The organism is Enhygromyxa salina, from assembly GCF_000737335.2.
GTDB lineage: Bacteria > Myxococcota_A > Polyangia > Nannocystales > Nannocystaceae > Plesiocystis > Plesiocystis salina_C.
The window spans coordinates 1-13,650 of sequence record NZ_JMCC02000098.1 but is presented as its reverse complement, the minus strand read 5'-3'; the positions used below and the strand labels follow the sequence as shown (position 1 = coordinate 13,650).

Annotated in this window: 12 protein-coding genes and 1 pseudogene; 12 read left to right on the top strand and 1 reads right to left on the bottom strand. The window is 67.1% G+C overall.

What is annotated here, in order from left to right; translation table 11 throughout:
• Positions 1-62 precede the first annotated feature (62 nt).
• From DB30_RS30860 to DB30_RS30815, 10 genes are all read left to right on the top strand, one after another.
• Entirely contained in the window at positions 63-2,153 is a 2,091-nt protein-coding gene (locus tag DB30_RS30860; RefSeq protein ID WP_146661349.1) for an aldehyde dehydrogenase family protein, read from the top strand.
• On the top strand, positions 2,146-2,892 hold the full coding sequence (locus DB30_RS30855; RefSeq protein ID WP_052555765.1) for an SDR family NAD(P)-dependent oxidoreductase: 747 nt from the start codon (positions 2,146-2,148) through the stop codon (positions 2,890-2,892). The genes DB30_RS30860 and DB30_RS30855 overlap by 8 nt, the downstream gene beginning before the upstream one ends.
• A gap of 33 nt (positions 2,893-2,925) precedes the next feature.
• Positions 2,926-3,339 (top strand): SpoIIAA family protein, encoded by a 414-nt coding sequence (locus tag DB30_RS30850; RefSeq protein WP_052555764.1) that lies wholly within the window; start codon positions 2,926-2,928, stop codon positions 3,337-3,339.
• 31 nt (positions 3,340-3,370) lie between these two features.
• The gene (locus DB30_RS30845; RefSeq protein ID WP_052555762.1) at positions 3,371-4,504 is read left to right on the top strand and encodes an acyl-CoA dehydrogenase family protein; all 1,134 of its coding nucleotides are present in this window, start codon (positions 3,371-3,373) and stop codon (positions 4,502-4,504) included.
• A gap of 13 nt (positions 4,505-4,517) precedes the next feature.
• On the top strand, positions 4,518-6,011 hold the full coding sequence (locus DB30_RS30840) for an amino acid adenylation domain-containing protein (RefSeq protein WP_052555760.1): 1,494 nt from the start codon (positions 4,518-4,520) through the stop codon (positions 6,009-6,011).
• Positions 6,011-6,304, top strand: a complete 294-nt coding sequence (locus DB30_RS30835; RefSeq protein ID WP_052555757.1) for an acyl carrier protein — start codon at positions 6,011-6,013, stop codon at positions 6,302-6,304. Before DB30_RS30840 ends, DB30_RS30835 begins: the two co-directional genes overlap by 1 nt.
• Positions 6,279-7,799, top strand: coding sequence for an NAD(P)/FAD-dependent oxidoreductase (locus DB30_RS30830; RefSeq protein ID WP_146661347.1), 1,521 nt, complete (start codon positions 6,279-6,281; stop codon positions 7,797-7,799). The genes DB30_RS30835 and DB30_RS30830 overlap by 26 nt, the downstream gene beginning before the upstream one ends.
• Positions 7,799-8,872 (top strand): beta-ketoacyl-[acyl-carrier-protein] synthase family protein, encoded by a 1,074-nt coding sequence (locus DB30_RS30825; RefSeq protein ID WP_052555753.1) that lies wholly within the window; start codon positions 7,799-7,801, stop codon positions 8,870-8,872. Before DB30_RS30830 ends, DB30_RS30825 begins: the two co-directional genes overlap by 1 nt.
• Positions 8,869-10,182, top strand: coding sequence for an NAD(P)/FAD-dependent oxidoreductase (locus DB30_RS30820; RefSeq protein ID WP_052555750.1), 1,314 nt, complete (start codon positions 8,869-8,871; stop codon positions 10,180-10,182). Before DB30_RS30825 ends, DB30_RS30820 begins: the two co-directional genes overlap by 4 nt.
• 91 nt (positions 10,183-10,273) lie before the next feature.
• Positions 10,274-10,891, top strand: a complete 618-nt coding sequence (locus tag DB30_RS30815) for a phospholipase D family protein (RefSeq protein WP_146661345.1) — start codon at positions 10,274-10,276, stop codon at positions 10,889-10,891.
• A gap of 19 nt (positions 10,892-10,910) precedes the next feature.
• Here the strand turns inward: DB30_RS30815 and DB30_RS30810 are convergent, their stop codons facing one another.
• Positions 10,911-11,678: a dimethylarginine dimethylaminohydrolase family protein gene (locus DB30_RS30810; protein WP_052555749.1), complete on the bottom strand. Its 768-nt coding sequence runs from the start codon at positions 11,676-11,678 to the stop codon at positions 10,911-10,913.
• A 307-nt stretch (positions 11,679-11,985) separates the two neighbouring features.
• Between DB30_RS30810 and DB30_RS30805 the strand changes: the two genes are divergently transcribed.
• Both DB30_RS30805 and DB30_RS30800 read left to right on the top strand, forming a co-directional pair.
• A complete protein-coding gene (locus tag DB30_RS30805; RefSeq protein ID WP_052555747.1) occupies positions 11,986-13,260 on the top strand; it encodes a DEAD/DEAH box helicase in 1,275 nt (424 codons plus the stop codon).
• A gap of 168 nt (positions 13,261-13,428) precedes the next feature.
• Positions 13,429-13,650, top strand: a pseudogene (locus tag DB30_RS30800) (hypothetical protein); the annotation flags it as partial.

Here is a 13,650-nt window from a genome sequence, read left to right as displayed (position 1 = left end):
GCACACAAATACTGGAAAATGCTGGCCGTGGTCCACCGGAAATTTATAAATACTGGATTTTGATGCAGATGTTCGACCACGTCGCCCGGGATGTCCATGCCGCCGCTCTCGAGTGGCGTGACGTGCCGATCCGCGCCCGCTTGAAGCTGCTGCGCAGCGCCGGTGAGGTCCTGCGCAGCCGCCGTGATTCGCTGCTCGATTGCCTGCGCGCCGACGGATTGTCCACAGCCCTCGCGGAGTACTACGGCGCGTGGATCTTGCGGCAGGCCGCGCCCGATGTGCTCGAGCACACCGCGAGCGAGCTGCTGCGAACCACGCCCGCGCGCGATGAGGTGTGGGTCCGGCGCCCCGACGGGGTGGTCGCGCTGATCACCCCTGGCAACTCGCCAACCATCAACACCGCGCCGCTGTTTTCCATGTTGCTGGTCGGCAACGGCGTGATCATGCGAGCGCCCGGCAGCGACGGCGGGGTCCGGCTGATCGCCGCGCAGTGCATTGGGGCGACCCTCGAAGCGGCCGGCTACTCGCCCAAGCTGCTCCAGGTCGTGACCGGCAAGACAAGGCCCTTGCTCGAGTCGATCTACACCTGCCCGATCGTCGACACCATCGTATTTTTTGGCAACGCCGTGTCCGGCAAAGACGTGGCCGAGCGTGGCCACGCGGCCGGCAAGAAGGTCGTCCTCGAGCTCGAGGGCAGCGACTGCATGGTGGTCTGGTCCGACGCCAACCTCGAGGGCGCGCTCGAGAGCGCGACCCGAGGCTTCGACTTCTCGACCCAGCCCTGCCCGATCCCCAAGCACTTTCTGGTTCACCCGGCGATCCGCCCGGCGTTCGTTGCAGGGCTGTGCGAGCGGGCCAACGCCCTCACCACGGTCGAGGCGGACCCGGAAGCGGGGCTCTTGGTGCCCCTGTTTCGGCCTGAAAAATTCGATCGACTGCTCGCAGAGGCCAAGCGCGAGGGCGAGGTCGCGTGCGGTGGCCACCGCACCAACGCAGCCGGCCAACCCAGCGCCACGGGGGTCTACGGGGCGCCAACCGTGGTCGTGCTCGATCACGGCGCGGCGCTGCTGAGCAGCCCGCTGTTCTGCGAAGAGATCAACGTGCCGATCCTTCCCGTCGTCAGCTATGCCGGCGACGACGCGGCGATCCTGCAGACCATGGTTGAGACCGTCAACGCGATCCCCTTTGGTCTGCGCACCTCGATCTGGACCCGCGACGATCAGGTCGCAACCACCTTCGTCCGCCAGGCCAAGGACGTTGGCCTGGTGCTCGTCAACAAAGATCACGCCCACCACCCCAGCTACCTGTCGCCGTGGGGCGGGCCCAAGCGCAGCGGCGGGCCGCACGGCGAGAGTCACTTGTTTTGGCAGAAGACCTCGCGCCTGCAGGGCGTGGCGGCGCCGCCCAACGTGATCCGCGACGCGCTGCTTGGCGCGGGCGACAAGCTCGAGCTGAAGATCGACAACGAGATCGCATGGCTGACCCTCAACCGGCCCAAGCGTCACAACGCGATCGATCAGGGCCTGGCGGCAGAGCTCTCGGACGCGGTGGATCAGCTGGTCACGAACGCCAAGGATCTGCGCGGCGTGGTCTTGCGCGGGGCCGGAGCTTCTTTTTGCAGCGGCGCGGATCTAACCATGCTGCAGCACCTGAACGCCAAGGCGGCGCGGCGGTTCATGCAAGACGTCACCTGGACCCTGCGCCAGCTCGAGCGCCTGCCGGTCCCAAGCTTGGCGCTGGTCCGCGGGTTTTGTGTCGGTGGCGGGTTCGAGTTCGCGCTGCACTGTGACGCGATCATCGCCAGCGCCAACGCCAAATTTGGGCTCCCCGAAGTTCGCCATGGCCTGACCACCACCGCGGGCGCCGTGGGTCGGTTGGTCGGGGCGGTCGGCAAACAGCGCGCCAGCCAGTGGCTGTTGACGGGGGCACGGATCGACGCGGCCACAGCTGACGCGGCCGGGCTGCTGAGCGAAGTCGTGAGCGACGACCTGCTCGACGAAGCCGCTGCCAAGTGGTGCGAGCACGCCCGCAGCCTCCCGCGCGCGGGCGTGAGCGCGTACAAGCGCATGCTGGCCCCGCTCGGGCACACCGACACCTGGCTGGCGGAGCTCGAGGCGTTTGAAGGGCTCAAGCGGGGGCAACAACATGCTTGATCTGACCGGACAAGTCGCGCTGGTGTCGGGCGGCTCGCGGGGGATCGGGGCGGCGATCTGTCGGGTGCTCGCGGCGCGTGGGGCCAAGCTCGCGGTCAACTATCGCAGCAGCGAAGCCGCCGCAATGAAGGTGTGCAGCGACATCAAAGCAGACGGCGGGGTCGCCCACCCGTTCGTGGGTGACGTCGGCGACCCGGCCCAGGTCGCGCAGCTGGTCGCGGCTGTCACCAACACCTGGGGCCCGGTCAACATCTTGGTTCACAACGCTGGGCTGCAGCACTCGGCGATGGCCCACCGCATGAGCGACGAGCAGTGGCGCGCGAGCCTGGCCGTCAACCTGGACGCGGCCTTTTATCTGGCCCGCGCGGTGCTCCCGGCCATGCGCGCCGCCGAAGCAGGCGTCGTCGTCTTCATCGCGTCGGCGTCGGGCAGCATCGCCCAGGCGGGCGCCGCCGGCTACGTCGCCGCCAAGCACGGCCTGATCGGTCTGACCAAGGCGCTGGCCCTGGAGTCGGCGGCCAAGGGCATTCGCGTCAACGCGGTGTCGCCGGGACTCACCGACACCGACATGGTCGCGGACTTGAGCCCAGACCAGCGCGCCGGCCTCCTGCGCATGATCCCGCTGCGGCGCATCGCCAGCCCCGAAGAGGTCGCCGCCACCGTCGACTGGGTGGTTCGCGGCGCCACGTACACGACCGGCAACGTATTTCACGTTGGTGGCGGCGTCGCCATGGGCTGAACCATCTCCACGCACACGAACACGAACTCGAGCATGGCTGACAACCGGACCTTCCTCTACGACATCGCCGGAAACGCACACATCGCCGTGCACGGCACCGCGCCCCCCGATGACCAAGAGTGGCAGGCATATCTCGACGATATCCTCGATCGCGTCCACGAATGCCGCGGGGTCATCGTCAACACCATGGGCGGCGGGCCCACGGCGGCCCAGCGTCGGGCCTCGACCGAGCACTGGAATCGCTACGGCAGCACGCCACGCATGGCGATCATGACCGTCTCGCCGGTTGTCCGCGGGATGGTCACTGCGCTCAGCTGGTTCTTGGGAACCAACATTCGCGCGTTTCCAATCGATGGCTTCTCCGCCGCGGGCAAGCACCTCGCGCTCAGCGACGCCGACATCGAAGCGGTCCGCGCGATGGTCGACAAGCTGCGCGCGCAGCTCTAGGAGCCCGCGCCAGCACGACAAAGGACGCCGCATGGACTTCAACTGGTCATCCAATCAAGACGAACTGTTCGAGCGCAGCCTCGAATTCGCCAAGCGGCGGATCGAGCCGCACGCCAAGGCCGAGCGCTTCGATCGCGCCGTGTGGAACGAATGTGGCGAGTTTGGTCTGACCGGGCTCGCGATCCCCGCTGAGCACGGCGGCCTGGGCCTCGACGCGCTGACCACCGCGCGCGTGCTCGAAGCCTTCGGTCAGGGCACCTGCGATCTTGGCTTGCTGTTCTCGGCGGCCGCCCACCTGTTCGCGTGCGCGCTCCCAATCCTCGAGCACGCCGAGCCAGAGCTGGTCGAGCAGCTGGTCCCCGCGCTCGCACGCGGCGCCAAGATCGGCGCCAACGCGATGACCGAGCCCGGGGCCGGATCCGACACCCAAAAGCTCGCGGCCCGGGCGATCCGCGACGGCAACGATTACGTGCTGCAGGCCGACAAGTCGTTCGTCACCAACGCCCCGATCGCCGACGTCTTCTTGGTCTACGCAACGACCGAGCCCACCCACGGCTATATGGGCCTCAGCGCGTTCGTCGTCACGCCCGACATGCCGGGTGTGCGAGTGGGCGCCCCCATGGACAAGGCCGGGCTCAAGTCTTCGCCCTTCGGCAGCCTGTACCTGGAAGACTGTCGCGTGCCCGCTCGGCATCGCGTGGGTCCAGAAGGCGCGGGCTCGCGGGTGTTTCAGAGCTCGATGGCGTGGGAGCGCGCGTGCCTGTTTGGGATCTATGTGGGCGCGATGCAGCGACAGCTGAACGGCGTCGTCACCCACGCGCAAGAGCGCAAGCAATTCCGCAAGCCGATCGGCAAATTCCAGGGCGTCAGCCACCGCATCGCCGACATGCAGCTGCGCCTCGAGTCGGCCCGCATGCTGCTGTACCGGGCGTGTTGGATGCACGACCAGCAACGCGACTCGCTCCTGGATATCAGCTTGGCCAAGCTGGCCGTCAGCGAGGCCGCGATCCAGTCCAGCCTCGACGCGATTCAGCTCCACGGTGGACTTGGGCTGATCGCCGAAGCCGGGATCGAGCGGGGCCTGCGTGATGCGCTTGCGAGCACGGTGTTCTCGGGGACCTCCGAGATCCAACGAAACTTGATCGCGAGGGCGCTGGGCCTATGAGCGCGGAGGCGCGATGAATCTAGCGACTCTGGTCATCGAGGCAGCTCAGCGCACACCCCACGCGATCGCCGTAGTCGGGCCCGACGCTCAGCTGAGCTACACCCAGCTCGACGAGCAGGCCGCCCGGCTCGCGACCGCGCTGGCCAACGCTGGCGTCGTCGCGAGTGATCGCGTCGCGCTGTGGCTGCCAAAGTCCGCGCGCGCGGTCGTGGCCATGCAGGCAACCCTGCGGCTGGGCGCCGTGTATGTGCCGATCGACCCCGAGAGCCCGCCAGCGCGCGCGTGCAAGATCATCGCAGACTGCACGGCGCGCTGCCTGGTGATCGACGAACACCGGGCCTCCCCGCTCTCGGGTGAATCGGCCACGAGCGTGGCGGTGGTGCGCGCCAGCGATCCCGCCCACACCCAGGCCCACACCCAGGCCCGCGCGCTGCCACCGGTGGATCTGCATCCAGAGCAGCTCGCCTACATTCTGTACACCTCCGGCTCAACGGGCACCCCCAAAGGCGTCGCGCTCAGTCATCGGGCCGCGCTCGCGTTTGTCAGCTGGGCCCACGCTGCGCTGGCCGCTGCGCCAAGCGATCACTTCTCCTCGCACGCGCCGTTTCACTTTGACCTGTCCGTGCTCGACCTCTACGTCGCGTTCATGGCCGGCGCCCGCGTGTGCCTGATCCCCGCGGGTCTTGCCTACGCGCCCGCGCAGCTGGTCGCGTTCATCCGCAAGCACGCGATCACCATCTGGTACTCGGTGCCCTCGGCGCTGATCATGATGATGGACCACGGCGGCCTGCTCGAGCTCGAGTCGCCGCCAAGTCGCATCGTGTTCGCAGGCGAGCCGTTCCCAATCAAGCACCTGCGACGGCTCCGCGAGCAATTCAGCGCCGTCCGTCTGCTCAACTTCTACGGCCCAACCGAGACCAACGTCTGCACCTACCACGAGGTCCTGACGATCGATCCCGCGCGCGCGACCCCGGTCCCGATCGGCCGCGCCTGCTGTGCTGACGAGGCCTGGGCGATCAACGCTGACGGCGAGGTCGCCAAGCCCGGGGAGACCGGCGAGCTCATGGTTCGCGGCCCCACCGTCATGACCGGATACTGGGGCCGGCCCCCGCTGGGCACCCACCCCTACGCGACCGGCGACATCGTCCGGGTGCTCGAGGACGGCGTCTACGAATACGTTGGCCGCCGCGATCACATGGTCAAGGTCCGCGGGATGCGAATCGAGATCGGCGAGGTCGAGGCCGCGCTGCTCGAGCATCCGGCGATCAACCAAGTCGCGGTGATCGTCGCAGGGGTCGCGCTCGAAGCCCGCTTGGTCGCGTTCGTGTGCGGCCCGCAGCGGGTGTCCCTGCTCGCGCTCAAGCGGCACTGCGCCGAACGCCTGCCGCGCTACATGCAGGTCGACGAGGTCCGAAACCTCGATCAGCTCCCGCGCACAGGCAACGGCAAGATCGACCGAAAACGGCTCCTGGAGTCAACGAAATCACAGGACAAGGCACACCACTAATGGACGCAACATCAGTCAATCAGGCGCTCAAGGGCTTCATCACAGAAAAGCTACTCCACGGAGATGGGGCCGATCTCACCGATCACACCCCGCTGCTCGAGTGGGAGATCGTCGACTCCCTCGCCATGGTCTCGCTCTTGACCTTCGTGCAAAAGACCTTCGGGGTCACGATCCCCGACGCCGAGGTCTCGCCGCGCAACTTTCAGAGCATCGAGGCGCTGCAAAACCTGATCGTGAACGTGGCCCAAGACCGCCCCGAAGCGGCGGATGGAGACACCAACAAAGGTGCGTAGTCACTACGACGTCATCGTGATCGGCGGCGGGCCAGCGGGCTCCGCCTCCGCGATGCTGCTGGCCGAGCGCGGGCTGAGCGTGCTGTTGCTCGAGAAGGATCAGTTCCCCCGCTATCACGTGGGCGAGAGCTTGACCGGGACCGCTGGTGACTTCATCGCCCGCGCCGGCCTGACCGAAAAAATGGCCGAGCTGGACTTCCCTGCCAAGCCTGGTGTCAAGGTCGTTGGGCGTGAGGGGGCAGAATTTTTCGTGCCCGTCTTGCGGCCAACGTGGCAGGTCCGAAGGGCAGATTTCGACCACCTGCTGCTGCAGCTGGCGATCTCCAAGGGCGTCGAGCATGTCCAAGGCGCGGCCAAGACCGTGCTCACGGAAGCCGGACGTGTCGTCGGCATTACGGTGGCGACAGCCAATCGCGAAGACGGTGACGCGCAGGCCGTTCGGGCCGCGTTCGTCGTCGATGCTTCCGGCCAGAGCGTGTTCATGTCTCGCCAAGAGCTGGCCGGGCCGCGCCGCGTCGCCGCCTTCAACCGGCAGATCGCGCTGTATTCCCAGTTCTCTGGGGTGGCCTCCGACGTCGGTGAAACGCACAACTCAACCGTCATCTTCTATCGTGACACCTACCATTGGTCTTGGTTGATCCCGGTCAGCTCGGAGATCGTTTCGATCGGCATCGTGTTGCCGACCGCCAGCTACAAGCTGCGCGGCGGCACCTCGAAAGCCGCGATGGCGTGGGGCCTCGAGCACATGCACCCCGAGCTGACCCAGCGAACGGCCTCGGCCACCCAGGTCGAGGCCATGCACGTGTCGCGAAACTACTCGTACCGCGTCGATCCCTTCGTCGGTCCGGGGTGGTTGTGTGTCGGCGATTCGCACTGCTTCACGGATCCAATCTTCTCGTTCGGGGCATCGTTTGCCCTGACGGAGGCCCAGGCCGCAGCCGACGCAATCGTTGCCGCCATCGCAAATCCGGCCGCGGAACCGGATTTGCTGGCTGGCTACGCCACTTATTGCAACCGGGGCCAGGGTCGCGCCGCAGACCTCATCCGTTATTTCTGGAAATTCCCGGCATTCTTCGCTTACATGACCAAGGGCCAACATGGCGGCGATCTGATCCGCCTGCTGGCCGGGGACTGCTTCACGCCCGAGCCGTTGGCTGCCACGATTGAGATGAAGAAGAGCCTCGAGGACTCGCCGGTGTTGCACCGAATTCCAGAGGGTCGGGGTCGGGACATCGCCGCGCGCATCTACGAGCGGTTTGACTTCTTCCAGGGCGTCGACGCGGCGTTCTTGGATCTCAGCGAGGGCGTGATGATCTACTTCATCCTCGCCGAGGACGACATCGATCTCTACGACTCGCTGCGCGACTTCGAGGAGCAGCTGGTCAGCGACTTTGGCCGGGACACGCTCGCCGTGCTCAGCTTCACGCCCGACATCATCGAGGCGATGCCGCCGCTCGACAACGCCTACACAATCGTTGATCGGCGGCGCAAGTAATGGGGCCTGCACGTCGCTACCTCGAGCGACCCGTCGTCGAGCCGGGCCTCCACACCTACGCCCAGACCGAGCTCGCGGAGCTGTTTCGGCGGCGCCTGACCAAGCTGAAGGGCAGCGAGCAAATCCGGCAAATGGTCGGTTTTGTCTACGAGCACGCGGGCATCGAGCAACGCCACCTCGAAGTCAGCGTCGCCGAGATCGAGTCGCGCAGCGGCTGGTATCGCTTGGTCAACGCCGCCACCGCTTCGCTCGCCCAGCGCGTGATCACCAAGCTGCTCCGCGAGGATCTGCCCGCCGACAGCTTTGACGCGCTGGTGGTCGTGAGCGCCAGCTACGCCGGGTTTCCCTCATTGAGCCGGCTGCTGCAGACCGAGCTGGGCATGCGCCCAGAGGCCTTGTGCTACGACCTGACCGGGCTTGGCTGCGCTGGCCCAACCCACGGCCTGCACCTCGCCGACATGCTGCTGACCACTGGCGCCGCCCAGCGGGTGTGCCTGGTCTGTGCCGACGTGATGGGCACCCACGGCGAGAGCCGGGTTCACAACGAGGTCCCCAACATGTCGCAGGTGGTCGCGCATTGCCTCGCCTCGGACGGCGCGGCGGCGGTGGTCGTCAGCGCCAAGCCCAGCTCGAGCAGCTGCATCTCGTGGGACGGTTGCCGGCTCGACACCCGGCTGTGGCCCAACAGCCTGGCAGAGAACGACTTCACCGCGTCCGAGGACAACCAGCCGCTGATCTCGGTTGGCAAAGAAATTCGCACGCGCCTGCTCGACGAGCTTGGGCCCACGGTCGCGGCCGCCAACCCCGACACCACATACTTTCACCCTGGCGGCGCCTCGCTCATGCGCCAGCTCGGCGCCAGCTTTCCTGCGTTTGCGCCAACCCTAGACATCTCCAGCAAGGTCCTGCGCGAGCACGGCAACATTGGCTCGGCCTCGGTCCTGTGGGTATTGCACGAAGCCTGGGCCCAACACGAGGCGGGGCAGCGGGCGTTCGGGCCGGATCTGCGCCTGATCGCGCTGGGCCCGGGGATCGTGTCCACGCAGCTGTGTCTGACCGGAGTCAGCCAATGACCAGTTCCACGCAAGACGTCATCATCATCGGTGGCGGCCCCGGCGGGTCTGCGCTCGGTAGCTATCTGTCCAAAGCCGGCATCTCGAACACCATCTTCGAGTCTGCGATCCACCCCCGGCCGCACGTGGGCGAGTCGCTGGTGACCTCGACCACGCGGATCTTTCAAGACATCGGGTTTCTCGAGACCATGGAGCGCGAGGGCTTCGTGCGCAAGTACGGCGCCTCGTGGCACCCGATCAAGCGCAACGCCGAGCTGACGATCGAGTTCGCCGAATTCCCACAAGAGGGGATCGAGCAGGACTACACCTATCACGTCGATCGGGCCCGGTTTGACGCCCTGCTGCTCAAGCACGCCAGCGAGCTCGGCTCAACGGTGTACCAGGGCACCGAGGTCAAGCAGGTCCTGATGGAAGGTGATCGGGCCTGTGGCGTGCGCGTGGCCGTAGCCGGCCAGACGATCGACGTGCCGGCCAAGCTGGTCGTCGACGCCAGTGGTCGCCGGGCCGTGCTGGGCCGCCAGCTCAAGCTGCTAGAAAAGGACCCGCAGTTCGACCAATTTGCGACCCACGCGTGGTTCGAGAACGTGGCCCGCAGCGCGACCGGCCGGCTGCACGACATTCACATCTATTTCTTGCCGGTCGAGCGCGGCTGGGTCTGGCAGATCCCCATTACAGAGACCATCACCTCGGTCGGCGTTGTCGTTGAAAAGCGCGACTTCGTCCAGAACAAGGGCGAGATCGAGGCGTGGTTCCACGAGATGCTTTGCTCGACGCCGGACGGCGCCGTGGCGATGCAGGACGCCGTGCGAATCAACGAATTCAAGCGCGAGGGCGACTACAGCTACCGCATGTCGCGGTTCACGGGGCCTGGGTACCTGATGATCGGCGACGCCGCGCGCTTCGTCGATCCCATCTTCTCGTCCGGGGTCAGCGTCGCAACCTACTCGGCCAAGTTTGCGAGTGAGGCGATCCACCGGGTCCTGCGTGGCGGCGAAGACGAGGCCACCGCGTTTGACGACTATGCGACAACCCTCGGCGCGGGGTGCAGCATTTGGTACGAGTTCATCTGCTTGTATTATCGGCTGTTGCCGCTGTTCACGTTGTTCATTCAGAATGACGACTATCGCATGCAGATCTTGCGGCTGCTGCAAGGCGAGGTGTTCCAGCGCGAAGAGGTGACCGTGCTCGACGCGATGCGGCGGTTCATCAGCGCGGTCGAGGCGAACGACGAGCACTTGATGCGGCCGTACTTGGGCGACGTGGATCTCAGCGTCGTCGACGAGCTGCGGGTGCCGACCCGGGCGCCCTGAGGGCGGGTCGCCCCGCGAACGGCCCGGGTCGGGGCGGGTCCGCGTTGTTCGAAAATTGGCTGTCTCGCGCGCGCGCTGGCAGAGTCGGGAGATGGCCCGGAGTTCAGCCAAGACGCCTCCAGCCTCCAGCCTGACTGACTTCGCCGCCCCCACCCGGCCCGTGGACGTCGGCCTGATCGCCGGCCGCGCGCACTACGACGTCGTGCTCGCCCGCATCGCCCAAGCCCAGCGCTCGATCTGGATCGCGACCGCCAACCTCAAGGAGCTCATGGTCGAGGGCCCGCGGAGGTCGGTGCGCTCGCGCGATCGCTTTCGCTCGGTCCTCGACGTCCTCGACGAGCGAGCCGCCGCGGGCGTCGAGCTGCGCCTGCTCCACGCCGGCCACCCCTCGCGCGCGTTTCGGGCCTCGTTTGATCGGCACCCACGCCTGGTCCGCGGCGGCCTCGAGCTGCGCCTGTGCCCGCGCGTGCACTTCAAGACCGTGATCGTCGACGCCGAGTCCTGCTACCTGGGCAGCGCCAACTGGACGGGCGCGGGACTGGGCGCCAAGGGCGAGGGCCGGCGTAACTTCGAGCTTGGCTTCGTCAGCTCCGACGAGGAGCTGATCGACCAGGTCCAAGCCATGTATGAGGCGATCTGGACCGGCTCGCAGTGCGCTGGCTGCAAGCTGCGCAAGGACGGCTGCGAGGCGCCGCTCGACCTCGATTGAGGGGTTTGCGGCCCCAGGTCTAAAAGCGCAGCGACAGACAGCTCAGCCCGCCGTCCATCTTCTCGACCTCGCTCATGTTGAGCACGATCAACCCAAACCCACGGGCCCGCAGCTTGCCCGCGAGCTCGGGGAAGCCAGCCGCGACCAACACATGGTCGTTGACCCGCAAGATGTTGGCGGCGTAGGCCTCGGCGTCGCTGACCTCGATGACCTCGAGACCATGGAACTCGGGCCGCCCGGCGAACGCCGCGGTCGCGACCAAGGTGTCGTGGCCCACCAGGTTGACGCTGGACTTGAAGTGCAGCCCGGCCGCGACTGGGATCGCGCAGACGGTGTAGCCGACACGCTCGAGGACGCCCTGCAGCGCCGCCACACCAGCCGCGTTGGTGCGCGCGGACAGGCCAACGAACACCCGGCGTCCCAGCACCATCACGTCCCCACCATCGAGGGTCGCGGGCGCCTCGAGCTGCACGAGCTCGCGGTGCGCGGCGAGGGCCGCGACGATGTGTTCGGTCTCACCGCGGCGGGCCTCGGCGCCAGGGCGCGTGACCACGGCCAGCTCGGGGAGCACGACCGCGACGTCTTCGACAAAGTAGGCGTCGGGGAAGCCGTCGAGGGCCGGGAGTATCTCCACGCTCAGCCCGGCCGCGCGCAGGCCCTGCGCATAGGCTTGGTGCTGCGCGAGCAAGCGCGCATGCGATGGCGGCTCCGTCCACGCCACGGTCGTGATCCCGCCAGCGAAGTGTGGAGCGGGCGCGCGCAAGATCGCGTGGCGAAAGGTGTGCATGGCTCGCACGATAGCCTGGGAGCTCGAGCCCTGACGCCGTCGGCGGCGCGAGCGGTATGCGGACACCGAGCGAGCGCTGACCGGCCCTACGCCGATGAGTCACACCGCTGGCCCGTGAGCCAACCCAAGCACGCCGGGCGCCGATCACCAACGAGCCAACATCATCAGTTGGATCAAAGAGATCGCAAACCTCGGGTAGCCGGTCTGGCTTGGCAATTTCGCCAGCGGGCCACGCAAGCGCCGGGCAAAGGGCGCGGCCACGGCTGTCTGGCTTGCGCGCTTCCGCTATTCATGTCACCTCCCGCTCGTGAGTTTCGAACAACTCGGCCTCGTGCCGTCTCTCCTCCGCGCCGTCCGTGAGTCCGGCTACGACCATCCAACTCCGATCCAAACCCAAGCGATCCCGCCCGCGCTCGCCCGCCGCGACATTCTTGGCTGCGCCCAAACAGGTACGGGCAAGACCGCCGCGTTCGCGCTGCCGATCCTGCAGCACCTCGACAGCAGCGCTGGCGATGAGCCGGTCCTGCGCGCGCTGATCGTCACCCCCACGCGCGAGCTCGCGGCGCAGATCGGCGAGAGCCTGACCACCTACGGCGAGCACCTCGAGCTGTGGCACTCGGTCGTGTTTGGCGGGGTCAACGACAAGCCCCAGATCCGAGAGCTGCGCAAGGGCGTCGACGCGCTGGTCGCCACGCCCGGCCGGCTGCTGGATCTCATGAACCGCGGCGAGATCAACCTCAGCAAGATCGAGATCTTCGTGCTCGACGAGGCCGACCAGATGCTCGACATGGGCTTCTTGCCCGACATCCGCCGGATCGTGTCAAAGCTGCCGCGCGAGCGCCAGACCCTGTTCTTCTCGGCGACGATGCCCGACTCGATCCGCACCCTCGCGGGCACGCTGCTGCGCGACCCGCTCGAGGTCGCGGTCGCGCGGGTCTCCGAGCCGGCCGACGTCGAGCAACACCTGTACTTCGTCGACAAGAACGACAAGCGCCGGCTGCTGGTGGATCTCATGAACCGCGATCGCCAGGTCAGCCGCTCGTTGGTGTTCAGCCGGACCAAGCACGGCGCCAACCGAATCGTGAAGTACCTGATCGACGCTGGCGTTGGCGCGGCGGCGATCCACGGCAACAAGTCGCAGGGCGCCCGCACCCGCGCGCTGGACTCGTTCCGCAGCGGTGAGCTGCGGGTGCTCGTGGCCACCGACATCGCGGCGCGCGGGCTCGACATCGACGAGGTCTCGCACGTGATCAATTTTGACCTGCCGAACGTGCCCGAGACCTACGTGCACCGGATCGGACGGACCGCGCGAGCTGGCGCCTCGGGTATCGCGCTGTCGTTTTGCGATCTCGAAGAGCGGGCGTACCTCGTCGACATCGAGCGGCTGCTTCGCAAGCACATCCCGCGGGTGGAGCAACACGACTACATGCCGAGCCAGGCGCCGCCCCAAGCGACGGATCTGGCCAGCAAGTCGCGCGGCGGTGGCGGTGGCGGTGGCGGTGGCGGCAGGGGGCCGTCTCGCAACCAACCGCGTCGCGGCAAGCGAAGCGGCCAGCGTGCTCCAGGTCGCCGCGGCAATTGATTTCGGCCCGGGCGGGGGCTTCTCGTCCGCTTGCGAACACCTTCGTGGGTGGGTTCACCCACGAGCGAAGCCCTCCAGCAGTGGGGGGCTTCGCTCGCGCCTGAGTGCCAAATGTGGCCGATTTTCGGGGTAGTAAGGCCAACGGCCGCCAACGTAGACTCCCCGGACATGTACTCGCTCAATCGTTCTACCTTGATGTGCCTACTCGCTGCCGGCGGCCTCACGCTCGTGGCTTGCAACGATGACAGTGGCTCGACAACGAACGCGGACACCTCCACGTCCACCGAGACCGGTGACGGTGACGGTGACGGCGACGGCGACGGCGACGGTGACCCTGGCGACGGCGACGGCGACGGCGACGGCGACGGCGACGGCGACGGCGACGGCGAC

Bases quoted from the DNA above. Each gene is read 5' to 3' on its own strand.
- DB30_RS30860 (WP_146661349.1), top strand. From the start codon at position 63: ATGCAGATGTTCGACCACGTCGCCCGGGATGTCCATGCCGCCGCTCTC.
- DB30_RS30855 (WP_052555765.1), top strand. From the start codon at position 2,146: ATGCTTGATCTGACCGGACAAGTCGCGCTGGTGTCGGGCGGCTCGCGG.
- DB30_RS30850 (WP_052555764.1), top strand. From the start codon at position 2,926: ATGGCTGACAACCGGACCTTCCTCTACGACATCGCCGGAAACGCACAC.
- DB30_RS30845 (WP_052555762.1), top strand. From the start codon at position 3,371: ATGGACTTCAACTGGTCATCCAATCAAGACGAACTGTTCGAGCGCAGC.
- DB30_RS30840 (WP_052555760.1), top strand. From the start codon at position 4,518: ATGAATCTAGCGACTCTGGTCATCGAGGCAGCTCAGCGCACACCCCAC.
- DB30_RS30835 (WP_052555757.1), top strand. From the start codon at position 6,011: ATGGACGCAACATCAGTCAATCAGGCGCTCAAGGGCTTCATCACAGAA.
- DB30_RS30830 (WP_146661347.1), top strand. From the start codon at position 6,279: ATGGAGACACCAACAAAGGTGCGTAGTCACTACGACGTCATCGTGATC.
- DB30_RS30825 (WP_052555753.1), top strand. From the start codon at position 7,799: ATGGGGCCTGCACGTCGCTACCTCGAGCGACCCGTCGTCGAGCCGGGC.
- DB30_RS30820 (WP_052555750.1), top strand. From the start codon at position 8,869: ATGACCAGTTCCACGCAAGACGTCATCATCATCGGTGGCGGCCCCGGC.
- DB30_RS30815 (WP_146661345.1), top strand. From the start codon at position 10,274: ATGGCCCGGAGTTCAGCCAAGACGCCTCCAGCCTCCAGCCTGACTGAC.
- DB30_RS30810 (WP_052555749.1), bottom strand. From the start codon at position 11,678: ATGCACACCTTTCGCCACGCGATCTTGCGCGCGCCCGCTCCACACTTC.